The sequence below is a fragment of the Methylobacterium sp. Leaf113 genome (assembly GCF_001423325.1).
GTDB lineage: Bacteria > Pseudomonadota > Alphaproteobacteria > Rhizobiales > Beijerinckiaceae > Methylobacterium.
This window is the reverse complement of sequence record NZ_LMNJ01000012.1, coordinates 1-23487: the sequence shown is the minus strand read 5'-3', so window position 1 is coordinate 23487 and position 23487 is coordinate 1. Positions and strand designations below refer to the sequence as shown.

At 69.3% G+C, this 23487-nt stretch carries 20 protein-coding genes and 3 pseudogenes; 11 read left to right on the top strand and 12 right to left on the bottom strand.

What is annotated here, in order from left to right; translation table 11 throughout:
• Nucleotides 1-2 precede the first annotated feature (2 nt).
• Nucleotides 3-1067 (top strand): polysaccharide deacetylase family protein, encoded by a 1065-nt coding sequence (locus tag ASF60_RS09290; RefSeq protein WP_056183693.1) that lies wholly within the window; start codon nucleotides 3-5, stop codon nucleotides 1065-1067.
• A gap of 6 nt (nucleotides 1068-1073) precedes the next feature.
• On the opposite strand, the gene ASF60_RS09285 is transcribed toward ASF60_RS09290, so the two are convergent.
• The 6 genes from ASF60_RS09285 to ASF60_RS09260 form a co-directional block, all read right to left on the bottom strand.
• Nucleotides 1074-1490 (bottom strand): hypothetical protein, encoded by a 417-nt coding sequence (locus ASF60_RS09285; RefSeq protein ID WP_056183690.1) that lies wholly within the window; start codon nucleotides 1488-1490, stop codon nucleotides 1074-1076.
• A gap of 103 nt (nucleotides 1491-1593) precedes the next feature.
• Nucleotides 1594-1836, bottom strand: coding sequence for a DUF2842 domain-containing protein (locus ASF60_RS09280; protein ID WP_056183688.1), 243 nt, complete (start codon nucleotides 1834-1836; stop codon nucleotides 1594-1596).
• 100 nt (nucleotides 1837-1936) lie between these two features.
• A complete protein-coding gene (locus ASF60_RS09275) occupies nucleotides 1937-2695 on the bottom strand; it encodes an ABC transporter ATP-binding protein (protein ID WP_056184296.1) in 759 nt (252 codons plus the stop codon).
• Nucleotides 2695-3447 carry an ABC transporter permease gene (locus ASF60_RS09270; protein WP_056183686.1) on the bottom strand — a complete coding sequence of 251 codons (753 nt, stop codon included), beginning with the start codon at nucleotides 3445-3447 and terminating at the stop codon, nucleotides 2695-2697. Before ASF60_RS09270 ends, ASF60_RS09275 begins: the two co-directional genes overlap by 1 nt.
• A gap of 196 nt (nucleotides 3448-3643) precedes the next feature.
• On the bottom strand, nucleotides 3644-4648 hold the full coding sequence (locus ASF60_RS09265; protein ID WP_056183684.1) for an NAD-dependent epimerase/dehydratase family protein: 1005 nt from the start codon (nucleotides 4646-4648) through the stop codon (nucleotides 3644-3646).
• Nucleotides 4649-5195: 547 nt separating this feature from the next.
• A complete protein-coding gene (locus ASF60_RS09260; protein ID WP_056183682.1) occupies nucleotides 5196-6848 on the bottom strand; it encodes an inorganic phosphate transporter in 1653 nt (550 codons plus the stop codon).
• 340 nt (nucleotides 6849-7188) lie between these two features.
• On the opposite strand from ASF60_RS09260, the gene ASF60_RS09255 reads away from it, so the two are divergent.
• Nucleotides 7189-7536, top strand: coding sequence for a GcrA family cell cycle regulator (locus ASF60_RS09255; protein WP_274533550.1), 348 nt, complete (start codon nucleotides 7189-7191; stop codon nucleotides 7534-7536).
• Nucleotides 7537-7629: 93 nt separating this feature from the next.
• On the opposite strand, the gene ASF60_RS09250 is transcribed toward ASF60_RS09255, so the two are convergent.
• Nucleotides 7630-8232 carry a hypothetical protein gene (locus tag ASF60_RS09250; RefSeq protein ID WP_056183679.1) on the bottom strand — a complete coding sequence of 201 codons (603 nt, stop codon included), beginning with the start codon at nucleotides 8230-8232 and terminating at the stop codon, nucleotides 7630-7632.
• Nucleotides 8233-8568: 336 nt separating this feature from the next.
• On the opposite strand from ASF60_RS09250, the gene ASF60_RS09245 reads away from it, so the two are divergent.
• A complete protein-coding gene (locus ASF60_RS09245; protein WP_056183677.1) occupies nucleotides 8569-9132 on the top strand; it encodes a superoxide dismutase family protein in 564 nt (187 codons plus the stop codon).
• A 58-nt stretch (nucleotides 9133-9190) separates the two neighbouring features.
• Here the strand turns inward: ASF60_RS09245 and ASF60_RS25590 are convergent.
• Nucleotides 9191-9641, bottom strand: a pseudogene (locus ASF60_RS25590) (transketolase C-terminal domain-containing protein); the annotation flags it as partial.
• Between the two features lies 1 nt (nucleotide 9642).
• Nucleotides 9643-11243, bottom strand: a pseudogene (gene dxs, locus ASF60_RS09240) (1-deoxy-D-xylulose-5-phosphate synthase); the annotation flags it as partial.
• A 559-nt stretch (nucleotides 11244-11802) separates the two neighbouring features.
• Here dxs and ASF60_RS23535 point away from each other — a divergent pair.
• From ASF60_RS23535 to ettA, 4 genes are all read left to right on the top strand, one after another.
• Complete coding sequence (locus ASF60_RS23535; protein WP_082507835.1) at nucleotides 11803-12087, top strand: hypothetical protein; 285 nt, start codon at nucleotides 11803-11805, stop codon at nucleotides 12085-12087.
• 10 nt (nucleotides 12088-12097) lie between these two features.
• On the top strand, nucleotides 12098-13000 hold the full coding sequence (locus ASF60_RS09235; RefSeq protein WP_056183675.1) for a DNA/RNA non-specific endonuclease: 903 nt from the start codon (nucleotides 12098-12100) through the stop codon (nucleotides 12998-13000).
• Between the two features lie 88 nt (nucleotides 13001-13088).
• Nucleotides 13089-13370 (top strand): hypothetical protein, encoded by a 282-nt coding sequence (locus ASF60_RS09230; RefSeq protein WP_056183673.1) that lies wholly within the window; start codon nucleotides 13089-13091, stop codon nucleotides 13368-13370.
• Between the two features lie 262 nt (nucleotides 13371-13632).
• A complete protein-coding gene (gene ettA / locus ASF60_RS09225) occupies nucleotides 13633-15285 on the top strand; it encodes an energy-dependent translational throttle protein EttA (RefSeq protein WP_056183671.1) in 1653 nt (550 codons plus the stop codon).
• 41 nt (nucleotides 15286-15326) lie between these two features.
• On the opposite strand, the gene ASF60_RS09220 is transcribed toward ettA, so the two are convergent.
• From ASF60_RS09220 to ASF60_RS09210, 3 genes are read right to left on the bottom strand one after another with little or no spacing between them, the layout of a single operon-like run.
• Nucleotides 15327-16181, bottom strand: coding sequence for a formyltransferase family protein (locus tag ASF60_RS09220; RefSeq protein WP_056183669.1), 855 nt, complete (start codon nucleotides 16179-16181; stop codon nucleotides 15327-15329).
• Nucleotides 16178-16945: an SDR family NAD(P)-dependent oxidoreductase gene (locus tag ASF60_RS09215; protein WP_056183668.1), complete on the bottom strand. Its 768-nt coding sequence runs from the start codon at nucleotides 16943-16945 to the stop codon at nucleotides 16178-16180. Before ASF60_RS09215 ends, ASF60_RS09220 begins: the two co-directional genes overlap by 4 nt.
• A 31-nt stretch (nucleotides 16946-16976) precedes the next feature.
• Nucleotides 16977-18284, bottom strand: coding sequence for a capsule biosynthesis protein (locus ASF60_RS09210; protein ID WP_056183666.1), 1308 nt, complete (start codon nucleotides 18282-18284; stop codon nucleotides 16977-16979).
• Nucleotides 18285-18901: 617 nt separating this feature from the next.
• On the opposite strand from ASF60_RS09210, the gene ASF60_RS09205 reads away from it, so the two are divergent.
• The 4 genes and pseudogenes from ASF60_RS09205 to ASF60_RS25580 form a co-directional block, all read left to right on the top strand.
• Nucleotides 18902-20554, top strand: a complete 1653-nt coding sequence (locus ASF60_RS09205; protein ID WP_244478379.1) for a capsular polysaccharide export protein, LipB/KpsS family — start codon at nucleotides 18902-18904, stop codon at nucleotides 20552-20554.
• An 8-nt stretch (nucleotides 20555-20562) separates the two neighbouring features.
• Entirely contained in the window at nucleotides 20563-22017 is a 1455-nt protein-coding gene (locus tag ASF60_RS09200; protein WP_056183662.1) for an LTA synthase family protein, read from the top strand.
• Between the two features lie 348 nt (nucleotides 22018-22365).
• Nucleotides 22366-22938, top strand: a pseudogene (locus ASF60_RS25585) (polysaccharide biosynthesis/export family protein); the annotation flags it as partial.
• Nucleotide 22939: 1 nt separating this feature from the next.
• A partial coding sequence (locus tag ASF60_RS25580) for a polysaccharide biosynthesis/export family protein (RefSeq protein ID WP_338011502.1) occupies nucleotides 22940-23487 on the top strand: 548 nt, incomplete at both ends.

Sequence of the window (23487 nt, the reverse complement as noted above, 5' to 3'; positions counted from 1 at the left end):
CCATGTCGGCCACCGAAACGCCCGCGCTCAGCCGGCGCCACCGCCTGTTCGCCGCCGGCTTCCGCGCCATCGCGGCGAGCCGGGCCGACCTGTGGCTCGGCCCGGTGGCGCGCGGGCGCGGGCTGATCCTCACCTTCCACCATGTCCGGCCGGAGCCGCCGGCGGCCTATGCGCCGAACGGCCTCCTGGCGATCACCCCGGACTTCCTCGACCGGACCGTCACGCTGGTGCGGAAGCGCGGCTTCGAGATCATCGCCCTCGACGCCGTGCCCGAACGCCTCGCCCGCGGGGGACGGCCCTTCGCGGTGCTCACCTTCGATGACGGCTACCGCGACAATGCCGAGCATGCGGCCCCCGTCCTGCGCCGCCACGACGCCCCCTGGACCCTGTTCGTCACCAGCGCTTTCGCCAGCGGCCACGGGCGCCTGTGGTGGCTCGAACTGGAACGGGCGATCGGCCGCCTCGACCGGGTGCGGGTGCCGGACGGCGATCTCGACCTGCCCGCCCGCGATGCGACGGAGAAAACCGGCGCCTTCGCGGCGGTCTACCGCCATCTGCGGGCCGGACCCGAGGCGCGGCTCCTCGCCGTCATCGCCGGCCTCTGCGCCGAGGCCGGGCTGGTGCCGGGCAGGCTGGCCGCGGATCTGTGCCTGTCCTGGTCCGAGCTGCGCGACCTCGGCCGCGACCCCCGCGTCACCTTCGGGGCGCACACGATCAGCCACCCGATGCTGGCCAAGCACGATGCGGCGGTGGCGCGGCGGGAGATCGAGGCGGGGCGGGCGCGGATCGCGGCCGAACTCGGGCGCCCGGTCACGCACCTGTCCTACCCGGTGGGCGATCCGACCTCGGCGGGGCGGCGCGAATTCGCCCTGGCGCGAGACCTCGGCTTCGCCACGGCGGTGACGACCCGGCCGGGCCACCTCTTCGGGGGCCATGCGGCCCACCTGCACGCGCTGCCGCGGGTCTCGGTCAACGGTCATCACCAGACGGAGGCCGCGCTCTCGGCGCTGCTCTCGGGCGTGCCGTTCCTGGCCTGGAACCGGGGGCGCCGGCTCAACGTCGACTGATGGGATTCAGCGCCGGCGGCGGTGGCGGCGATACGAGCGGCTCTCTCCGCCCGCGACGGCGAAGCTGGCGCTCTGGCGGCCGTGGCGCGCGTACCGCCCGCGCCGTCCGCGATGCCCGATCGCGGCGATCGCCGCCCCGGTGGCGGCCGCGCTCGCCTCCAGGCGCTGGGGGATCGCCGCCAGCGCGGAGGCGACCGAGGCCGAGGCGGAGGCCGCCCCGGCGGCGGCCCCGCTGGCGACGTTCTTGGCGGCCGGCCCGAACATCGCGAGGCACTGGTTGTAGGCGAGGTCGTTCTTCAGGCGCTCGCAATCCGAGACCGAGCGCGGCGTCGATTGCGCCCCGGCCGGCCGGGCCGACAGGACGGGAACGGCCACCAGGAACGCGAGGCCGAGGGCGAGCGAGGACGGGCACAGACGCGGCATTGAGCGGGACAACGGCCTCTTAACGAATGACACGCCGCGCTTCTGGGCCGCGAGTGCGGCGAAAACCCGACGTCACCCGGCGATTCTGGCGCCGAATGGGGCGTCAGCCCCGGTCGCCCGCATCGTTCGTCGCATCGTTCGTCGCATCGTTCTTGCCCATCCAGCTGATCAGCGGCATCAGCGGGAAGATCCAGGCGATGCCGAGGAGGGCGTACAGCACCGCCTGCACGGGGGCCGGCGTCTGCGAGATGCGGCTGTCGGCCAGCGCCATCGCGAGCGGCGCGTAGAGGATGATGAAGGCCAGCATCACGATCGTGCCGATCAGCGAGCGGGTGCGGCGGCGCATCGGCCAGGTCCTTGCAGCGAACGGGGGCTCCCGCCGGGGTAGAGCCCCGGGCCCCCGATGGCAACGGCCGCGCCCGCGACCCTTTTGGCATCCCGTGCCGTCAGAGTTCCGACGAGCGGTTCGACAGCTCCATCCGCAATTGCCGGGCGGCCTCCTGCAGGGCGGCATCGCGCCGGCGCCGGGGCCGGGGCACGGTGATGGGCATCTCGGCGGCGAGGTGGCCGGGGCTGCCGGCCAGCACCACCACCCGGTCGGCCAGGGTCACCGCCTCGTCGATGTCGTGGGTGACGAACAGGATGGTCTTGCCCGTCGCCGCCTGGATGCGCTGCAACTCGTCCTGCAGACCCTCGCGGGTGAAGCTGTCGAGCGCCGAGAACGGCTCGTCCATCAGGAGCACGTCGGGGTCGACCGCGAGTGCCCGCGCGATGGCGACGCGCTGGCGCTGGCCGCCGGATAGCTGGTGCGGCCAGCGCTGCCCCAGATCGCCGAGACCGACGAGGTCGAGCATCGCCTGCGCCTTGGCCAGGCGCTCGGCCTTCGACAGGCCGCTGCCCTCGAGCCCGAAGGCCACGTTGGCGATGACCCGGCGCCAGGGCAGCAGGCGCGCGTCCTGGAACACCAGGGCCATCGGCGTGCGGCAGCCCGGCCGGGCCTCGATCCGCACGGTGCCGGCGCTGGGCTGAGCGAGCCCGATCAGCACCCGCAGCACCGTCGACTTGCCGACGCCGGATTCGCCCACGATGACGAGGAACTCGCCCCGCGCCACCGCGAGGTCGAGGTCCCGCAGGATGACCGTCCGGGCGCCGTCGCGCGCGTAGGCGAGTTCCAGCCCCGCGATGGAGATGATCGGCTCGGACATCAGGCGCGCCACCGGAGAAGCCAGCCCTGGAGGGCGACGAAGGCCGTATCGAACAGGCCGTAGAGGGCGGCCATGGTGAGCATGTAGACCACGACGATGTCGGTGGAGAGCAGGCTGGAGGCCTGCATCATCCGGGCGCCGACGCCGGGCACGCCGAAGATCTCGGCGGCCACCACCGCCATCCAGGCCTGGCCGAGCGCGGTCCGCAGGCCGACCAGGATGCCGGGGGTCGCGGCCGGCAGCAGGATCTTGGTGAGCCGCGCCCAGGGCGAGCCGAAGCCGAAGGCCTGGGCCACCTCGACGAGGTCGCGGTCGACGCCCCGCACCGCTCCCTGCGTGGCGAAGAACACGATCCAGAACACCCCGATGGCGATGATGAAGACGGCCGCCTCCGGCTGGACGCCGAACCAGATGATGGCGAACGGCACCCAGGCCAGGCCCGGAATCGGCCGCAGCAGGCGCACGATCCAGGCGGTGAAGGCCTCGAAGCCCCGGAACATGCCGCTGAGCAGGCCGAGCGCGATGCCGGCTCCCGCCCCGACCCCGAGGCCCGCCACGTAGTGGCTCAGGCTCGACAGCACCGCCTCGCCCCAGACCCCGAGGCGGACCTCGTTGAGGAAGGCGGCCGGAATGGTGCTCGGCGGCGGCAGGAAGGCCGGGTTGATCAGGCCGAGGCGCGGCATGGCCTCCCAGAACAGCAGGAAGGCGAGGAGCCCCGCCGCCGCCAGGGCTGTCGAACGCAGGGCCGTCATCGGCGGGCCACCGGCGCGGCGCGCCCGGGCGAGAAGGGTCTGGAGATCATCGGGCGGCTTAAGCTCGGCAAGTTGGGCTCGGCAAGAGGTTGGCGTCCGGGGAGAGGTTGGCGTCCGGGGAGAGGTTGGCGTCCGGGGAGAGGGCGCTGAGAGAGGGGCGGGTTCGACGAGGTCACCCGCCCTGGGGTGGGCCGGATCAGGCCCCGTAATAGTCCCGATACCACGCCACGAAGGCGGCGATCCCAGTGCTCAGCGGGGTGTCCGGCACGGCGCCGACGAGGGCGCGCAGCAGATCGGTGCTGGCCTCGGTGCGCGGCACGTCGCCGGGGGGCAGGGGCTGGAGGATGCGTTCGGCGCGGCGCCCCAGGGCGCGCTCCAGTTCGTCGATCATCGCGTCGATGCGGACCGGGCGCCCCCCGCCGATATTGACCAGCCGGAACGGCGCCACCGGACTCAAAGTGTCGCCGGGACAGACCGGCCCCTCGGCGGGCGCCGGCGGCCGGTCCATCAGGCCCCGGATCGCCGCCACGAGGTCGTCCACGTAGGTGAAGTCGCGCTCGGCCGCACCCCCGGCATAGACCGTGATCGGCGCGCCGGCCAGGATCTTGGCGGTGAACAGGAACAGGGCCATGTCCGGCCGACCCCAGGGGCCGTAGACGGTGAAGAACCGGAACGCCGTGGTCGGAATCGCGAACAGGTGGCTATAGGCATGCGCCATCGCCTCGCCGGCCAGCTTGGAGGCGGCGTAGAGGGTGAGCGGTGTCACCGCCGGGTCGGTCTCGCGGAACGGCAGCGCCGTGTTGCCCCCATAGGCCGAGCTGGTGGAGGCGAACAGGAGGTGGCGCACCGGATGCGCCCGCACCGCCTCGATCAGGTTGGCCATGCCGACGAGGTTGGCCTCCACGTAGGCCCCGGGATTCTCCAGGCTGTGGCGCACGCCCGCCTGAGCCGCGAGATGCACGACGATGTCGGGCGCGGCCCGTTCGACCGCCTCCCGCAGGGCACCCGGGGTCTCCAGCCGGGCCTCGACGGCGGTGAAATCCGGGCTCCGCGCGAGGTCGGCATGGCGCGCCCGCTTCAAAGCGACGTCGTAATAATCGCTGAACCCGTCGAACCCGGTCACGGCGTGGCCCTCCGCGAGGAGACGCCGCGCGAGATGGTAGCCGATGAAGCCCGCGGTGCCGGTCACGAAGACGCGCATGCAATCCCTTGCGGCCGTCCGAACCGGATCTCGCCTGCCCCCGACCTACACGCAGCGCCGCGCGACCTCAAGAAAGCGGGGGGTGCGGGCGATTCCGGCGGCCGCGACGCGGCCCTCCGCCCGAGAATGGCTGTTGGATTCATCCAGCGCTCTCGGGTGCGCTGACGCGATTCGCCCAGGCGCGGGTTCGCCCCTCCCTCTCTGCGGGGAAGGGTGCCTGCGGAGCAGGCGGGAGAGGGGGCGACTTCTCCGAACCGCGCGTTCCCCTCTTGCGGGACGGCGTGCCGGCCCGATCCGCTACGCGGGCCACCCGCTCCCGCAGGGGCGACTGGATTCACGCAACTCTGACGGGGCAAACCTCGACCGGGAACAGTGTGATGGCGGTCATCTGCGGGTGGGCGTGAGACGCACCGGGTCTCCCTCTGCTGGAAGGAAAGGGGATCCCTGCAGCCCGCGCGTTGTGGGAAGGCCGTAGCCCAACGGGGGATAGGGCGACGCGCGCGAAATCCACGTCCTGCGAGCCGGTTGGCGGCGAATCCCCCAGCCCTCAGAACACCTGCCGCAGGACGAGGAACAAGCCGCCCGCCAGGGTGATGGCGGCCGGCAGGGTCAGGACCCAGGCGAGCGCCATGTTGCGCACGGTGGCGACCTGGAGGCCCGAGCCGTTGGCCGCCATGGTGCCGGCAACGCCGCTCGACAGGATGTGGGTGGTGGAGACCGGCAGGCCATAGAGTTCGGCGAGCCCGATCGTGCCGGCGGCCACCATCTCGGCCGAGGCGCCCTGGGCGTAGGTCAGGTGGGTCTTGCCGATGCGCGCGCCCACCGTGACGACGATGCGCTTCCAGCCCACCATGGTGCCGAGGCCGAGCGCCAGGGCGACGCAGACCTTCACCCAGGTCGGGATGTAGCGGGTACCGTCGTTGAGGAGGCCGGCATAGGCCTTGAGCACCTTGCCCTCGGCCTCCGGGAAGCCCGCCCCGGTGCCCGGCAGGAGGCGCACCGCGTCGGCGGCAAGGTACATGTCGTTGCGCAGATTCGGGGTGGCGGCGGCCGGCACCTGCCGGATCGCGCCGTGGCGCTGGACCGAGGCGGCGATATCCTCCGAGAGGGCGGCGAGCGCCGCGTAGACGGCAGGCGTGTTCAGCGCCTTCGTGCGCAGGGCCTCGGCGACCTGGACCCGGGCGGCGGCCGCGTCGGGGGGCGCCATGGTCCCGGCCCGGGCGGCGAACACCGCGCGCGCATCCTGCGACTGCTTCACGAAGACCGGCGTCATGTCGTCCGACATGGTGCGGTTGAGGGCATAGGCGGTGGGCGCCGCGCCGATCAGGATCAGCATGATCAGGCCCATGCCCTTCTGGCCGTCATTGCCGCCGTGGAAGAACGACACCAGGGTGCAGGTGAGAATGAGCAGGCCGCGGATCCAGAGCGGGGGCGGGGCCTCGCCCGCGGGCGCCTCGTACAGGTCCCGGCGCTTGACGACGGCCTTCATGGCCACGAGCAGCAGGGCCGCCAGGACGAAGCCGAGGACGGGCGAGATCAGCAGCCCCTCCAGCACCGTCACCGCCTGCCCCCACTCGACGCCGGAGGTCCCCTGGCCCTCGGGCGCCATCAGCTGGTTGGCGAGGCCGACGCCGATCACCGAGCCGATCAGGGCGTGCGAGGAGGAGTTCGGCAGGCCGAGCGCCCAGGTGCCGAGATTCCACAGGATCGCGGCGATCAGCAGGGAGAAGATCATCGCGTAGCCGGCCGACGACCCGACCTGCAGGATCAGCTCCACCGGCAGCAGGGTGACGATGGCGTAGGCTACCGCGCCGGAGGACAGCATCACCCCGAGGAAGTTGAAGGCGCCGGACCAGATCACCGCGACCAGCGGCGGCAGGGCATGGGTGTAGATCACCGTCGCCACCGCGTTGGCGGTGTCGTGAAAGCCGTTCACGAACTCGAAGGCCAGGGCGATCAGGAGAGCCAGCGCCAGCAGCGCAAAGGCTCCGATCGCCAGCGGTGTCTCACCGACCGCGTTCATGTCGTGAACGAGGCTGTATCCCGCATAGGCGAGGCCGCCGAGGAGGACGAGCGCGAACCCGATCAGGCCCGAGACGTGGAGGCGCCCGTCGAGCTGCGGCCCGGAGCGCCGCGGCCCGCTCTCCAAGCCGATCGGTCGCCCGGCGGCGATCACGGGGGATAGGCGCGCGTCGGACATGATTCGGGCCCTCGCGAGTCATTCACGCCAGCGGGATGATCCACCGACGCCCCTCGCATGGTCCGCCTCTAGGAGTCGCGTGTCACAGTTCGATGACAGGCCGGGATTCGTCTTCCGCAACAGGGATGAGACCCGCCGTCCCAGCCGTGCGAACTGGGCGATGCGGTGCCGGCCCCTGTCCCGGAAGCCGGGAAACCTGTGCGCTGCAACGCATCCATGCGTCGGCACTTGTTTGCCGGAGCCCAAACCCCAGATATAACAGCATCATGACGCTGTCGCGCCCGGTTTGGTCGCGTGTTCGACCCGATCCGGGTCGGCGAATCTCCCGAGACGTGCGGCGGTGCATCCTTCGTACCCGTGCGGATCGGGGGGCCTTTCGGACGCGACGCGCTTCTCATCTGCCACATTCCGCAGGGCTCAGCCCGCGAAAGCCAGTCCGCGAGTCATTCGATCCATGAACCAGCTTGTCCGCATGTCACAGGTCGGCGAGGCCGATGCCATCGCCGAGCCCTCCGCCGAGCTGCGGGTGCCGTTCGCGCAGTCCGGCGCCTTCGTGTGCAAGTTCATCATCGGCGAGCCCAATGACCGCGCCGTCTGCTGCGGCGCCCCCGCGCCGGACGGCAAGAGCTGGTGCGCCTTCCACCGCCGCATCGTGTTCGAGCCGGCCCGGCCCGGCCGCCTGCGCTGACGCGCGCGCCCGTCCAACCCGCTCTCCACCCCGATTTCCCGAACCCCGCCGGTGCTGCCGGCGGGGTTTTTCGTTGCGGTGCGCCGGCTCGGTCTAGTCGTCGCTGTCGTCCTCGATCGGGCGGTAGGTGCGCAGGCGCCGTCCGTCGGGGAACTCGACGCTGCGGGAGCGCACCACGAGGTAGCCGGCCTCCTGGGCCTGCCGGATGCGGCGCACCCGATCGTCTCCGTCCACGAAGGCGCCGGTCGCCTCCGCGCGCGATCCGTCGCCATAGCCGTATCCAGAGATGTCGCCGTTCCGGACGAAGCCCGGCGGCAGAGGCCGGACGACCGGTCGGGCCGCGAATTTGCGCGGCGCGACCGGCGTTGCGACACGCGCGGCCCGTCGACGCGAGACGACAGTGCTTCGACGCGTGACCTCGACACGACCCTCGGCGTATACGCGGGGGCGTTTGGGGGTCCGGGCGACGCTGCGAACCGGTCGGGTCGCCCGGGCCGGCGCCGGGCCAGCCTCGGCGCGCCGTCCGGTCTCGGGTGCCACGGCAACGGGGTCGGACCGGGCCTCGGCGGTGCCGCGGGCGGGTGGATCGGTCCAGGTCCGCCCGGATTGGGGAGCCGACTCCGCCAGGGCCAGGCCCGGGAACAGACCGAGCGCGAAAGCAACGCCCCGGATGCGGCGAGACATCAAGACCGTCATGACGACCTCCCAACACGCTCTGGGCGAAGTACCGAGGCGGGACGCGTCCCTCATCGGTCTGCGACGCCGGCCTCGGATCACCGCGAAAGAACCTCATCTCAGCGAAAGACTTGACGGATCGGGATCACGATCCGGGCTCTCACTGTGGAAACCTAGCGAAACCTTGAGAGTTCGTCCACGTGCTGCCGGTTCAACCGTCTTCCTCGGCCGGCCGATCGACCGCGCGTCACCCCGCTCGGGAAACCTGGCGCCCGTCCGGCATTGTCGTGGATCGCCCCGGGACCATCTTCGTTGACGCTCCACAGGCGTACCCGGCGTGGAGAGGAGAGCCAACTCATGAGACGACTTCCGTCGGTCCTCGCCCTCGCGGCGAGCTCGGCCATCGCTGCCCACACCGCCCTCGCGCAGCCCGCTCCGGCCGCGCCCGCTGAGGCAGCGCCCCCCGCGGCCCCGCAGACCTTCGAGAGCCCGATCCAGAACGGCAAGGGCGAACCCATTGGAAAGATTATGATTCGCGACGGTGCGAGCGCGCTCGTCATGCGGGTGACGATCCAGCCCGGCGGACTCCCGCCCGGCTGGCACGGCATCCATTTCCATGCCGTCGGCGACTGCTCGGACACCGCCAAGTTCGAGAATTCGAAGGCGCACGTGAATCACGACCAGAGCAAGCACGGCCTGCTCAATCCCGAAGGCCCGGACGAGGGCGACCTCCCCAACGTCTTCGCCAACGCGGACGGCTCGGTGAACGCCGAGGTGTCGAGCGAGACGCCGCTGACCGGCGAGGGCGCCCTCAAGGACGGCGACGGTTCAGCCCTGATCATCCACGCCAACGAGGACGATCACGCCACCCAGCCCATCGGCGGCGCCGGGGCCCGCATCGCCTGTGCGGTGATCAAGTAGCCGCCCGATTCGGACCGGCCCCGCGGAGCGCAACCGCTCCGCGGGGCAAGGGTCGTCTTCAGTTCTGGGCGACGCTGACGAGCTTGGCGCTGCGCATCTTCCGTTCGGGCAGGGCGGCCTTGACGGTGTTGAGGATGCCGGCGGCGTCGAGGCCGGCCTCGGCGTACATCGCGTCCGGCGCATTGTGGTCCTGGTAGCTGTCCGGCAGGGTCAGCGTGCGCACCCGCACCCGGCCGGCATCGAGCGCACCGCGCTCGGCCAGCAGGTGCAGCACCATGGCGCCGAAGCCGCCCACCGAGCCCTCCTCCAGCGTCACCAGAACCTCGTGGTTCGCCGCCAGGTCCAGGATCATCGCCGCGTCCAGCGGCTTGGCAAAGCGCGCATCCGCCACCGTCACGGCGATGCCTTCGGCCTCCAGCAGGTCGGCCGCCTTCAGCGCCTCGGACAGGCGCGTGCCCAGCGCCAGCAGCGCCACCCGCGCCCCCTCCGGCGCACGCACGATCCGGCCCNGCCTCCAGCAGGTCGGCCGCCTTCAGCGCCTCGGACAGGCGCGTGCCCAGCGCCAGCAGCGCCACCCGCGCCCCCTCCGGCGCACGCACGATCCGGCCCTTGCCGATCTCCAGCACCGAGCCGCGCTCGGGCAGGTCGACGCCCACGCCCTCGCCGCGCGGGTAGCGCAGCGCGATCGGGCCGGTGTCGTGCGCGTGGCACGTCGCCACCATGTGCACCAGTTCGGCCTCGTCCGAGGCCGCCATCACCGTCATGTTCGGCAGGCAGCACAGATAGGCCAGATCGAAGGCCCCCGCATGSGTCGCCCCGTCCGCCCCCACCAGGCCGGCCCGRTCCAGRCAGAAGCGCACGGGCAGGTTCTGCAGCGCCACGTCGTGCACGACCTGGTCGTAGGCCCGCTGCAGGAAGGTCGAGTAGATCGCCACGAACGGCTTGTAGCCCTCSGTCGCCAGCCCGCCCGCGAAGGTCACCGCGTGCTGCTCGGCGATGCCGACGTCGAAGGTCCGGTCCGGATGCGCCTTGCCGAACAGGTCGATGCCGGTGCCGCCCGGCATCGCGGCGGTGATCGCCACCACCCGGTCGTCGGCATCCGCCGCCTTGATCAGGCTCTCGCCGAACACCCGGGTGTAGGCCGGRGCGTTGGGCTTGGCCTTGGCCTGCACGCCGGACAGCACGTCGAACTTGACCACGCCGTGGTAGCGGTCGGCCGAGGCCTCGGCCGGCGCGTAGCCCTTGCCCTTCTGGGTGACGACGTGGAGCAGGATCGGGCCCTGCTCCGAGTCGCGCACGTTCTTGAGCACCGGCAGCAGGTGGTCGAGGTTGTGACCGTCGATGGGCCCGACATAGTGGAAGCCCATCTCCTCGAACATCGTGCCCGAGCCCACCACCAGGGAGCGGGCATATTCCTCGGCCGCGGCCGCGCGCTGGTAGAGTGCCTTGGGCAGGAGCTTGCCGAGCTGCTTGGCGGTCTCGCGCAGGGACTGGTAGGTGTCGCCCGAGGCCAGCCGCGCGAAGTAGGCCGACATGGCGCCGACGGGCGGGGCGATCGACATGTCGTTGTCGTTGAGGATGACGATCAGGCGGGATTTGAGCGCGCCGGCATTGTTCATGGCCTCGTAGGCCATGCCGGCCGACATCGAGCCGTCGCCGATCACCGCCACCATGTTGCGGCGCTTGGGGGCGGGGGCGCCCYTGGCCTGGGCGGCCGCGTCGTCGAGGTCGCGCGCCACGGCCATGCCGAGGGCCGCCGAGATCGAGGTGGACGAGTGGGCCGCGCCGAACGGATCGTAGACGCTCTCCGAGCGCTTGGTGAAGCCCGACAGGCCGCCGGGCTGGCGCAGGGTCCGGATGCGGTCGCGCCGGCCGGTGAGRATCTTGTGSGGATAGGCCTGGTGGCCGACATCCCAGACGATGCGGTCGTCGGGCGTGTCGAACACGTGGTGCAGGGCCACCGTCAGCTCGACCACGCCGAGCCCGGAGCCGAGATGCCCGCCCGTCACCGAGACCGCGTCGATCATCTCGGTGCGAACCGCATCGGCCACCGCCTGCAGCTGGCTCTCCGGCAACAGCCGCAGAGCCGCGGGCTCGGACAGACCGTCCAGGATCGACGGACCCTCCGACAGCCCCGACGCGGACGCGGAGGACGCTGGCGAGGTTTCGCCCGTGGTTTCTTGCCGTGACACCGANGGACAGACCGTCCAGGATCGACGGACCCTCCGACAGCCCCGACGCGGACGCGGAGGACGCTGGCGAGGTTTCGCCCGTGGTTTCTTGCCGTGACACCGATGCACACCCGTTCGTTTGCTGAACATCGGTTCGATTTCGCCCACCCTCGCTGGATTGAGAGCCGGCCGATCATCAAACGATGCGTGCTCCGGTGTGAAACCGAAGCCATTCATTCGCACTTATAACGCCATTACGCAGCTTTGCCACGTTGCGGAACGTTTGTTCGCGTCCACAGCCTGGACCGACCTGCAATACGATTCCGCTGCACGGGGCCAAGCGGTGAATTCCGGATCGCGATTCGGCTGCGATGCTGACTGGTACGCATGAACTCCGCTGGCTCTTGCGCACGAAGTCCGGCAGTTAATCCTCCGTTTCGTTCGGATCAACGGTGCGTTCCACTTTTCCCAGCCGCCGCTCGTGCCTTAAGGCAGGTTCATGGTTCTCCTTCGATCCCTCGGCAGCCTCGTGCTGGTGCTGGCCTGCTTGAGCGAGGCTGAAGCTGCGGGGCGGCTTGAGCGCGATCCCGCCCTGGTGCTCCGACACCGGCCGGTGGAGCCCTTCACGTTCCCGTGCGAGCCCCCCGGACGCTGCGGCGTCCAGGCCGGTCCAGGCCCGGCCGACCGATTGGTCTCTCCCTTCGAGGGAACCCTCGGACGACCCTGCGGCTATCGCACCCGCATCACGCCCGAAGGAACCCGGAAAGTCCGCGTGTGCTTCTGACGGACCGGCGATGAGGAACCGCGCATGCGTCCGGGTGCTCATTGCCGGGATTCTGGCAAGCCACGGGACCGCGAACGCTCGGGATTGCTCGACCTTGTTCGCCGAGGGCCGACGCCCTGACATCACCAATGTCAAGCTGGACCAACGCCTGGTACCGCTGTGTTACGACGCCTTCGCGGTGCTGCATTCCGGAGTGGCGCGGACACCACTCTACGCGGCCGAACGCCTGACGCGGGAAGGCGTATCGGCCGCGCGCGGCATCGACCGGATCGACGCCTTCCACGATGAGGACGCGCTGCCGCCCGATGATCGTGCCCTTCTGGAGGATTACGTCCGCAGCGGCTTCGATCGCGGTCACATGGCTCCGGCCGGCGACATGCCGACCGAAGAGGCCCAGGCGCAATCGTTCAGTCTTGCGAACGTGGTTCCGCAGGACCGCGCCGTGAATCGGGGGCTCTGGGCAGCCATCGAGGAGAGCGTGCGCCGCCTCTCGACTCGCCGCGGAACGCTCTTCGTCGTGACCGGCCCGGTCTATTCCGGGGGTTCCGTCCGGGCGATTAACGGGCGGGTGCTGGTACCGACGCAACTGTTCAAGGCGCTCTACGACCCGGCGACCGGAGAGGCTGGCGCCTATCTGGTGCCGAACGCCGACGACGCGTCCTGGCGCGCGGTGTCGCTGGATGTCCTTCGCCAGGAGACCGGGCTCGATGTTTTCCCGACGCTACCCGCCGCCGCCAAGGCAACGGCCATGGCATTGCCGGAACCCCGCGTCTATTCCCGGGGTCCGGCGGAAGGCGATGGGTCCCCACACCGCCGACGCCCGGACGCGGATTCCTTCGAGGCCTGGGCCAAGCAGGAGTTGCATCGTGCCCTCCGACGGCTCTGGCGCGACCTGATGCGTGCGATCTTCTAAACGGATGACAGGTTCGGACCTGATGGTCGAAACGGCTCCTCCGCGGCGCAGCGGGACACCTTATGGATTTTGCTGAGGAAAGGTTTCGATGTCGAAAGGGATAACGCCGACGGACACCTCCCGATTCGTACCCTTTGCCGACGATGCCGCCGTGCAAACCATCGGCGGTCTGTCGATCGAGAACGGGGCCGACCGGATCGGCATCCACGGAACTGTCGACCTGACGCGCGATGCCATGGGCTTGGCGCGGGCGCGGACGCTCGCTTCGACGCTTTCGGCGATCGTCACCGCGCTTGAGGCGGTCTCGCTGCCCGAAGAGACCGCAGATGGGGCGCGTTCGCCCGAGACGGTCAAGAATCCGTTCGCCTGATGTGGGTTCGACCGGCGGCGCCAGTTCCGTCGTGCGCTTTGTCCGGGTTCTTGCCGGTCCGGCGTCGCCCTGATACTCCGGCGCAACACTCTCACGCGAAGCGGTTCGACCACGGCGAGCGCCAGAGGTCCGGCCGCATCGGCGCATTCCGCGCGGTACGCCGACCGGCTCGAACAGGTGCCGGCGCGGGACCACGCACACGAGGATTCCGGGGGTCGAGGCGCAGGGCGCGCCGGGCCGCCGACACGACAGGGATACCATCATGGCGCGCGAATTTATCTACCACATGAAGGGTCTGACCAAGACCTATTCGGGTGGCAAGAAGGTCCTCGATAACATCAACCTGTCCTTCTACCCCGACGCCAAGATCGGCGTTCTCGGCATCAACGGCTCGGGCAAATCGACCCTGCTGAAGATCATGGCCGGCATCGACAAGGATTGGACCGGCGAGGGCTTCGTCGCCCAGGGTGCCCGGGTCGGCTACCTGCCGCAGGAGCCGCAGCTCGACCCCAACAAGTCGGTCCGCGAGAACGTGATGGAGGGGGTTGCCGAAAAGCAGGCGCTGCTCGACCGCTACAACGAACTCGCCATGAATTATTCCGAGGAGACGGCGGACGAGATGACCGCGCTCCAGGATAAGATCGAGGCCGCCAACCTCTGGGAGCTGGATTCCAAGGTCGATCAGGCCATGGAAGCACTCGGCTGTCCCAGCGATGAGCAGCCGGTTGCAACGCTCTCAGGTGGCGAGCGTCGCCGTGTGGCCCTTTGCAAGCTGCTCCTATGGGAACCGGAACTGCTGCTCCTCGACGAGCCGACCAACCATCTCGACGCCGAGACGGTCAACTGGCTCGAAGGCCACCTGCGCCAGTACCCGGGCGCCATCCTGATCGTGACCCACGATCGCTACTTCCTCGACAACGTCACGGGCTGGATTCTCGAACTCGACCGCACCCGCGGCTACCCCTACGAGGGCAATTATTCGGCCTGGCTGGTGCAGAAGCAGAAGCGCCTTCAGCAGGAGGGCCGTGAGGACATGGCCCGTCAGCGCGCGATCAACCGCGAGCAGGAGTGGATTGCCGCCTCGCCGAAGGCGCGCCAGTCGAAGTCGAAGGCCCGCATCACCCGCTACGAGGAGCTGGTGGCGAAGTCCCAGGACAAGATCGACGCCTCGGCACAGATCGTCATTCCGATCGACGAGCGCCTTGGCAACAACGTCATCGAGTTCGAGCACCTGAACAAGGCGTTCGGTGACCGCCTTCTGATCGAGGATCTGTCGTTCAAGCTGCCGCCCGGCGGCATCGTCGGCGTCATCGGCCCGAACGGCGCCGGCAAAACGACCTTGTTCAAGATGATCACCGGGGCCGAGACGCCGGACGGCGGCACCATTTCGGTCGGCGAAACCGTTCATCTCGGTTACGTCGACCAGTCGCGCGACGCCCTCGATCCGAACGCCACGGTCTGGCAGGAGGTCTCCGGCGGCAACGACATCATCTATTTCAACAAGCGCGAGATCAATTCCCGCGCCTATTGTGCCGCCTTCGCCTTCAAGGGCTCGGATCAGCAGAAGAAGGTCGGCACGCTCTCGGGCGGTGAGCGCAACCGCGTCCATCTCGCCCGGACGCTCAAGGGCGGCGCCAACGTGCTCCTGCTCGACGAGCCGACCAACGACCTCGACATGGAGACCCTGCGGGCGCTCGAAGAGGCGCTGGAGGATTATGCGGGCTGCGCCGTGATCATCAGCCACGATCGCTGGTTCCTGAACCGCATCGCCACCCATATCCTCGCCTTCGAGGGTGAGAGCCACGTCGAATGGTTCGAGGGCAACTTCTCGGATTACGAGGAGGACAAGAAGCGTCGCCTCGGAGCCGACTCGCTGATGCCGAAGAAGATCAAGTACAAGAAGTTTTCGCGGTAAGGCGAAGCTTCGGCGCCCGCCTGGATGGGACGGGCGCTTCTTCAGGCCTTGGCGCTCAGCGCCAGGGCCTCCCGCAGGTCCTGCGCGTCGGTCAGCTTCCGCCCGCGACGGCGAAGGGCCTTCAGCAAAGCCCGATCGGGGAACGCGCAATAAGGCAGGATCGGAACCGTCTCGCCGGCGGGTAGACGGCCCTCTGCGAGGTCGACAAGGACGCCGTCGAGCAGCACCCGCCCGTGCTCGTGCAGCCTGATGGCTGCCCGCGTCGCAGTGGTGTCGTCCGGCAGGCGCACGGCCTGCTGGGCCAGGATAGCCCCGGCATCGATCGTCACCGCGAGGCGGTGGATTGTGACCCCGAAGGCCGGCTCGTCCTCAGCCAGGGCGTGGATGGTCGGCACGGGGCCGCGATGATGCGGCAGCAGGCCCGGATGGACGTTCAGGCCGCCGAGCGGCGCTCGCATCAGGGTTGTGCCCGAGAGAATCTGATCGAAGTGGAAGGTGACGATGAGGTCGGGTGCATGCTCGGCAAAAGCCTTCGCCACCTCGGGTCCGTTGACGTCATCGACTTTGAGAGTAGGGATGCTCACCTGTCGGCAGAGTTCCCTGAGCGGCGTTGCATGCGAGGAAGGACCCGACCCCGTCAGGCGGCGCGTCAGGGGCGATAACGGGGCCAGCAGGTCGGGCAGGCCGAAATTGACGCCGAGATAGGGCAGGATCGCCGGCCCGGAGCGCGTGAGGTGGCGCCTAACCTGTCCGACGAGGCCGCCGGAACTCGGCCGCTCCGCGTTGGAGAGGCCCACGAAGGCAATGTCGGCGGCGTGCTCGTCGACGAAGCGGCGTACGGCGCGGGCGTTCGGCAGGGCTTCCAGCACGAACAGGGCAATGCGCGGGCGAGTCACCGGTCGGCCCGGATCTTGAACGTGAAGCCGCTCATCCCGAGGCGCCGCAAAAATTCCGGGAGCAGGGCCGCGCCGCGCGCCGCTGCCGCGAGAATCCACGGGAAGGCGACGATGTCCTGGTTTCGGGCGAGACCCCGCGCGATGCGGCGGGCCGCATCCTCGGCGCTGATCTCCAGGGGACGCCAGCCCTGGTACTCCCCGCCCATCGCGGTCTTGACGTAGCCGGGCGTCACCACGTTGATGCGCACGCCATGCGGCTTCAGTTTCTCGCGCAGCGCCAGTCCGTGAGCGAGAAGCGCCGCCTTGGTGCCGCTATAGGCGGGTGCGTCCGGCAGCGGCGCGAAAGCGGCCAGGGATGAGACCAGTGCGATCTGCCCGTGTCCCCGGGCGCGCATCAGGGTCACGCAGGGCAAGGCGACGTTGAGAGCGCCGACGAGGTTCACGTCCACCGTCTCGAAGGCCATCGCCTCCGTCTCGACATCGCCGCCGGGATCGCCTCCGTTGATCGCCGCATTGACGATGACGAGGTCGATGGCGCGACGCTGGTCCGCGGCCGTCAACCAGGTGGCCACGGCCTCACGCTCCCGGATGTCGAGGCGCTCGGTCTCGACCGCCGCACCCTTCGTGCGACAGGCCTCAGCGATCGCTTCGAGGCGGGGACGATCCCGGCCCTGGAGGATCAGGGTCGTGCCGGGGGCGGCGTAATGACGGGCGAGGGCCGCGCCGATTCCGCTCGACGCGCCGGTGATGAGGATGACGGGCATCGGGTCTGCTAGCCCGGCGGGCGCGACCGGATCAATAGACTGGCGCCAGTTCCTGGGGCTCGCTGGCCTGTTCTCGGATCGCACGCGCTGCGTTGAGGGCGGCGGCCGGCAGCGTGGCCTCCAGGCGCGGGACGGTGCCAGTGATGGCGCGCTCGATGGCGGCGCGCGAGAAGAACCCGCCATTGACCTGAGAGCGGTGGAGCACGACGCGTCGGAAATCGGACATCAATTCGCTATCCGGCGATGTCGGCGCCGTCCAGAACGTGTTCAGTCCGCCCTGATGGGTCAGGCCGGGGAAGTTGTAGATCGCATTGCCGGCCGCACAGGTCGGGCGTCCGAGTTCCAGCGAAAGCATCCCGACCGTGCTGTTGACCAGCACGACGCCGCGGCTGCCGGCGATCAGGCTCGGAAGGTCGCCGCCATCGATGATGTCGAGGCGATCGTTGACTCCGTGGCGCTTGGCCGAATGACGCGCGTATTTGCGCCAGTTGATTAGCCCGCTATCGAGGGGATGCAGCTTGATCAGCAGGCGCGTCGGCGCCGGCGCATGGGTCGCGAAGGACGCGATGGTGCGGTCCATGAACCCCTCGACCCCGAGGAAGGGGGAGTGGACGCGGATCTGGTAGTCGCTGTCGAGTTGGAGGGGTAACAGGAAGTAATCCACCCCGATGGCCGTATAGGCCTCGTTGAGACGCGCCGCTTCGCGACGAGTCTGAGCGCGCCGGGAGAATTTCCTGATCCAGCCGGCATATTCAACCGCGATGTGGTGCGGCCGGTGGCTGCGGAAATGCGGGAAGAAGTAGGGAAACCCGAAATTCGCGATGTTATAGGCGACGTCCCACAGGCTGCGCCGGGCCATGTCTCCGCTCGACGGCATCGCGCGGCCGGGCTGGGGCAGGCGCCGTGCGATCGCCCGGATCTCGTCTGCCGTCTTCGGTAGGGTCGAGTGGCCGTTCACGCCGCCGAGTTCGCAGGTGATCCAGTTGGGGCGCAGGTAGCCCTCTTCGAAGACGTGGAACCGGACGCCGAACGGCTGGGCCGCCGCAGTGGCAGCTACGTGATAGGGCCGGCAATCCCCGAACAGCACGATATCGGTGATACCGTGCTCGCGGATGTAGGCCGCGACGTAGTCGCCCCACTTGGCGAAGGTCCCCCGGTAATTGTCCGAGGGGAGACGCCAGAACAGCCAGTCGCCCGATGAGAAGTTGATCCGGCGCACCCTGTGTCCGCGCGCCTGGAGGGCGCGCCCGAGTTCGGCGAAGAAGGGAGACGCGAGTCCCTGGAGGAAGAGGAAGGTTGCCTGTCCGTCTCGAGACAGTGCTTGTCCTTCGCGAGCCATTGACTGACGTTCGCGAGGCGTGGCCTGTCCTTCGAGCGGCAAGGCCTCTCCGGAACGAGGCATGTCTGCGCGGGGCTGAAGCATTCTCGAGCGACGCCTGCTCCTGCGCCCGTTCGAACGCGGGCCACCGTGACGGCCGATTCCGTCGCACGCCTCAACCACCTCAGCAATTGGGCGCTCGTAGGGCCGACGACGAATTCCCCTCATCTGTGATCGCGCGGCAACAGCGCGTCCGGCGAACTTACCGGCCGAAATCCCGATTTGCTCGCGATCCATGTCCTACTTGGGCGAGAAGATGCTAAGGCAGCCGCCGGTTACGTCGGTCGAAAGCGTTCATGCCCCCGAACCTGCCGCCATCCTTTTTGTCCACAGGTTCGCACATCCGGTCTCTGAAATCGGAGATCACGGCTGCGACGGGCGTTCCCTTCGCACGGCGCTGGCAGCCCGGTGCGGCACCAGCCGTATGGGCGGATGGACTGCTCGATCGCGGGCTCGGCATCCTCGACCACCCCGCCTGCACGATCGGCCCGGGGCCGCTGCTCTCACCCTACGACACGCCGCAAAATGGCATGGCGAGCCTTCGCGTCAGGTACGCGGGAGCCGACCTCGGTGGCAGCATGCCGATCGACTCTACGGCCCTGCGCGAGGCCCAGATCTTCGGGCGTAATCGCTTCGCGCGCGATTATCGTATGGCTGCGGAGGTCCTGGCCGGGCTCACCGACCCTGCCCTCATCCTGGCCGAGGGTGCCGTCGCGCGCTCCGGCGCGCGGCTGACCGCCTTCGTCAAGCGCGTTCTGGCATCTGACCCGAAAGGCAGCTTCATCGTCGCCGGGTCAGGCGGCTGTCCGGCACTGTCGATCGGCGAGACGACCCGGCTCCGGGTCGCGGCGCGGCCGATCAATCCTTGGGCGCTTTTTGAACGGGTCCGCACCGTCTTCGTCGATGACTGGGCTTCGGCCGCCGAAGCGAGGCTGGCCGGATGCGCGGTCGCTCGACCGGGCGATGACGCTTCCTCTCTGACGGCTGCCGATCTGGTTGCGCTGTGCTATGGCGCCGGGGTGCATTACTTCGATCCCTGGACGCGTGCGCCCATCGCCCCTGCGGAGTGCCTGGCACGCGTGGCGTGGCTGCGAGACAGGTTCTGCGACAACGATCGGCGAACGGTCTTCGTCGGGATTTCGCGCTGGAAGCGTCCGGCCCTCGACGCATTCCTGGTCGGACCGGAGGGGGCGCCAGTTCACACCATGACGGCGGACGATGCGGTGGCGAAGGCCCGCCGGCACGGAGCCCAGGTCCGCGTCTGGGCGACCCGAATGCCGGAACGTCTGGAGCCACTCTGCGCAGGAGCCGGCGTGCCGCTCGCCCGCATCGAGGACGGGTTTTTGCGTTCCGTCGGCCTCGGTGCCGGCCTTGCCCCTGGGGCGTCGATCGTGATCGACGATCTCGGGATCTACTATGATCCGCGCACGGAGAACCGCCTCGCGGTGATCCTACGGACCGCGACCTTCTCGGCGGACCTCCTGGCCCGGGCCAAGGCTCTGCGTGACCTCGTCGTGGCGCGGCGCCTCACGAAGTACAATGTCGGCCTGTCCGATCAATCCGGACCCTGGCCGAAGGACCGGCGCATTGTTCTGGTGCCGGGGCAGGTGGAAGACGACGCGTCGGTCCGGCACGGGTCGCCGGTCGTGCGCTCCAACCGGGCACTGCTCCAGGCGGCCCGAGCGCGACACCCGGATGCGTTCCTGCTCTACAAGCCGCATCCCGATGTCGAGGCCGGGTTCCGCACGGGCGCGATCCCCGAGACCGAGGCGCTGACACTCGCCGACCGGATTGTCGGTGGCCTGTCCATCGTCGACCTGCTCGATCGTGTCGATCACGTGGAGACGATGACGTCACTGGCCGGATTCGAAGCTCTCATCCGTGGCCGCTCCGTCGCGGTTCACGGACGCCCCTTCTATGCCGGCTGGGGCCTCACCGAGGATCTGGCGCCCGGGGCAGATCGCGGCCGGCGCCTCGCCCTCGACGAATTGGTCGCTGCGGCGCTCTTGCTCTATCCGCGTTATCTCGATCCGGTGGCGCTGAAACCGTGCTCGGCCGAACAGTTGCTGGACCGTCTCTCGGCGGCGCGGGATGCGGTCGGTCCATCGCGGCTGGCCCTGAGCCCGATGGCGATCCTGACGATGCGAGCCCGGTACTGGGTGGTCAACCCGATTGTGCGGCGCCTGCGCGCCAAGCGCGGAATCGAACGGTTCCGGGATCAGAGGCGCTGAAAGGCCTGATGACGCTGCTCTCTAGTTTCGCTCTCGCCGTCCTGCTCAGTCTTGCCATCGAGGCCGGGGAGGGCCCCGAGGCGCGCCCAATCAGCCGCCGACCTCGCGATCTGGCCATCCGCTGCGCCGGCTATGCCCTGGTGATGGGGTTCTGGTTTCAGTTCTCGTGGCGACCGTGGCTCGCCGCCTTCTCCTGCGTGCTGACCGTCGCCATTCTCACGGTGATCAGTCGCCTAAAACGCACCCTGATCGGCGAACCGCTGGTCTTCAGCGACTTCGCACTGCTGCGGCAGGTGCCGCGCCACCCGGAACTCTACTATACGCGACCACTCACCGACCCGCGCATGGCCGCGCCGATCGTCGTATCCCTCGCCCTCGTCGCCGCATGGTACGCGATCGAGCCCACCGTTCTCCCAGCTGAACCGAGCGTGGCCATCATTGCGATCCTGGCCCTGCCGCTTGTGCTGATCAGTGCCGTCGCCCTCGCCGGGGGGGGAGCAATGGCAGCGGCGCTTGCGCGTTTGTTTCCGGCGCCTGCGCTGGAGACCGATGTCGCTCGCTACGGACTGCCCGCGACCCTGATCGGGTATGCCCTGCGCTGGCGCACCGACCGTCGGACGGAGGTCGCAGCGAGGCTGCCGGTTGCGCGGACGCGCGCTGATGTCCCCGTTGTCGTGGTCATGCAGCTCGAATCCTTCGTCGATCCCGATCGTCTCGGTGGCCCCGCGCTGCCCCTGATGGACCTGATCCGTACGCGCGCCACCCAGTATGGCCGCCTGCGCGTCCCAGCCCACGGCGCCTACACGATGCGGACCGAGCACGCCGTGCTGACGGGATCGGACGCCGAGGACCTCGGGTTCGGCGTATATGATCCCTACATGACCCATGGCGGTCGTGAGCCGACGAGCCTTTCCCTTCGAGCTCGGGATGCCGGCTTCGAAACCGTCTTCGTGCATCCCTTCCATCGTGACTTCTTCAACCGCGCCGAGGTGGTGACCCGCCTGGGCTTCGACCGCCTGATCATGGAGGATGCATTCGGTACGGCGGCGCGGATTGGTCCCTACGTGAGCGATGCCGCGATGGTAGAGCGGGTCCTGTCCGAAATCCGGGCTCGCACCGGCCCGTTGTTCCTGTTCGGCATCACGATGGAGAATCACGGCCCGTGGAAGCCTGGACGCCTGCCCGGCATCGACGATCCTCTGGACCAGTACCTGACTCACGTGGGCCATACCGGCAGCGCCATGGAGACCCTGATCGCCGGGCTGGCGGAAGTACCGGCAACCCTGTGCTTTTTCGGCGATCACGCGCCGGCTCTCCCGAGCAGCCGCCCGGGTTTTGGAGGCACCGCGACCGACTACGCGATCTTCGAGTTCGGCGAGCCTCCGGCAGGGAGCGAACCGGTCCGCCGGGATCTCACCGCCGCCGCACTCGGACGCCAGTTGCGCGACAGCCTGGAGCGATGACCGATCGAGGCCACGCAACGCGGCACTTGAGCTTGGCCTTGCCTCCGTCGTGACGCATTGGTGATCGAGAGGACGGGTCATTGTGAGGTTCGGGTCGCACCGTAAAAGCAGTGCATGGTCCGTTAATCCGATCGCAGCGTTTTGCCGCTAACGTTGGACGCGGCCAGCGCCTGAAAGCGCACGTCCTGGTAAGGATCGCTTTGATAGGCGGACCTCACCCGGCAATTCGACAAGAGTAGAGTGGCGCCGCCCATGCGCCCCGCAGCCGATGGCCCTGCCATCCGGTCGCGAGCCGGATGGGCGACGGCCCGGACCGCACATGTGCGCGGTCCGTTCAGGAGAGTAATCATGCTTCGCAAGGCGTCCTTGGCCGTCCTGACGGCCTGTCTCGTCTCGGGCTGCTCGTCGCTTCTTCCCGGTGCCGGTCCGACGACGGGTGCGGTGGTGGACGGGGCCGACATCGCCACGAGCGAGGGGACCTTCGCGCGCTATGAGATCGTCGACCTGTCGGCGGCCACCATCGAGGCCCTGCGCGGACGCGCCCTCGACAGCCTGCTGGCCTCGTTCGGCGACCGACGGCCCTCCCTCGAACCCGTGATCGGGGTCGGCGACTACGTGGCCGTGTCGGTGTGGGAAGCGGGTTCGGGCGGCCTGTTCTCCGGTCCGCTGGTGGCCGACCGCTTCTCGGCCGGCTCCAAGTCGGCCCTCATCCCCGAGCAGGTGGTGCCGCGCGACGGAGCCATCAGCGTGCCCTATGCCGGGCGCATCCAGGTGGCCGGGCGCCGGCCCCAGGATGTGCAGGCGCTGATCGAGACCGAACTGGCCGGCAAGGCGATCCAGCCCCAGGTGCTGGTCTCGGTGACCAAGGCGGTGTCGCAGACCGTGACGGTGACGGGCGAGGTCGTGGCCGGCGCCCGCGTGNGCCGGCAAGGCGATCCAGCCCCAGGTGCTGGTCTCGGTGACCAAGGCGGTGTCGCAGACCGTGACGGTGACGGGCGAGGTCGTGGCCGGCGCCCGCGTGCCGCTCTCGGGCAAGGGCGACCGCCTGCTCGACGTGGTCGCCACCGCCGGCGGGGTGCGCGCGCCGGTCAACGAGACCTTCGTGCGCCTCTCGCGCGGACCGCAGACCGCCACGGTGCCGCTGACCACGGTGGTGTCGAACCCGGCCGAGAACATCTTCCTGCGCCCGGGCGACACCCTGACCCTGGTGCGCGACCCCCAGACCTTCCTGGCGGTGGGCGCGCTGGGCAACGCCTCCGAGATCCCGTTCCAGGCCGAGGGCATCACCCTGGCCCAGGCCCTGGCCAAGGCGCGCGGCCTGTCCGACTTCCAGGCCGACCCGTCGGGCACCTTCATCTTCCGCTTCGAGCCGGCCGCGGTGGTGCGCCGCCTCAAGCCGGGCAGCCCGCTGCTGGGCACGCCCCTGGTGCCGGTGGTCTACCGCATCAACATGCGCGACCCCAACAGCCT

What these genes read in the sequence shown, in the direction of transcription:
- ASF60_RS09285 (WP_056183690.1), bottom strand. Translation starts at nt 1,490, where the DNA reads ATGCCGCGTCTGTGCCCGTCCTCGCTCGCCCTCGGCCTCGCGTTCCTG.
- ASF60_RS09270 (WP_056183686.1), bottom strand. Translation starts at nt 3,447, where the DNA reads ATGACGGCCCTGCGTTCGACAGCCCTGGCGGCGGCGGGGCTCCTCGCC.
- ASF60_RS09210 (WP_056183666.1), bottom strand. Translation starts at nt 18,284, where the DNA reads ATGGCTCGCGAAGGACAAGCACTGTCTCGAGACGGACAGGCAACCTTC.
- ASF60_RS09265 (WP_056183684.1), bottom strand. Translation starts at nt 4,648, where the DNA reads ATGCGCGTCTTCGTGACCGGCACCGCGGGCTTCATCGGCTACCATCTC.
- ASF60_RS09260 (WP_056183682.1), bottom strand. Translation starts at nt 6,848, where the DNA reads ATGTCCGACGCGCGCCTATCCCCCGTGATCGCCGCCGGGCGACCGATC.
- ASF60_RS09245 (WP_056183677.1), top strand. Translation starts at nt 8,569, where the DNA reads ATGAGACGACTTCCGTCGGTCCTCGCCCTCGCGGCGAGCTCGGCCATC.
- ASF60_RS09275 (WP_056184296.1), bottom strand. Translation starts at nt 2,695, where the DNA reads ATGTCCGAGCCGATCATCTCCATCGCGGGGCTGGAACTCGCCTACGCG.
- ASF60_RS23535 (WP_082507835.1), top strand. Translation starts at nt 11,803, where the DNA reads ATGGTTCTCCTTCGATCCCTCGGCAGCCTCGTGCTGGTGCTGGCCTGC.
- ASF60_RS09250 (WP_056183679.1), bottom strand. Translation starts at nt 8,232, where the DNA reads ATGACGGTCTTGATGTCTCGCCGCATCCGGGGCGTTGCTTTCGCGCTC.
- ASF60_RS09230 (WP_056183673.1), top strand. Translation starts at nt 13,089, where the DNA reads ATGTCGAAAGGGATAACGCCGACGGACACCTCCCGATTCGTACCCTTT.
- ASF60_RS09200 (WP_056183662.1), top strand. Translation starts at nt 20,563, where the DNA reads ATGACGCTGCTCTCTAGTTTCGCTCTCGCCGTCCTGCTCAGTCTTGCC.
- ASF60_RS09205 (WP_244478379.1), top strand. Translation starts at nt 18,902, where the DNA reads ATGCCGATCGACTCTACGGCCCTGCGCGAGGCCCAGATCTTCGGGCGT.
- ettA (WP_056183671.1), top strand. Translation starts at nt 13,633, where the DNA reads ATGGCGCGCGAATTTATCTACCACATGAAGGGTCTGACCAAGACCTAT.
- ASF60_RS09290 (WP_056183693.1), top strand. Translation starts at nt 3, where the DNA reads ATGTCGGCCACCGAAACGCCCGCGCTCAGCCGGCGCCACCGCCTGTTC.
- ASF60_RS09215 (WP_056183668.1), bottom strand. Translation starts at nt 16,945, where the DNA reads ATGCCCGTCATCCTCATCACCGGCGCGTCGAGCGGAATCGGCGCGGCC.
- ASF60_RS09280 (WP_056183688.1), bottom strand. Translation starts at nt 1,836, where the DNA reads ATGCGCCGCCGCACCCGCTCGCTGATCGGCACGATCGTGATGCTGGCC.
- ASF60_RS09235 (WP_056183675.1), top strand. Translation starts at nt 12,098, where the DNA reads ATGAGGAACCGCGCATGCGTCCGGGTGCTCATTGCCGGGATTCTGGCA.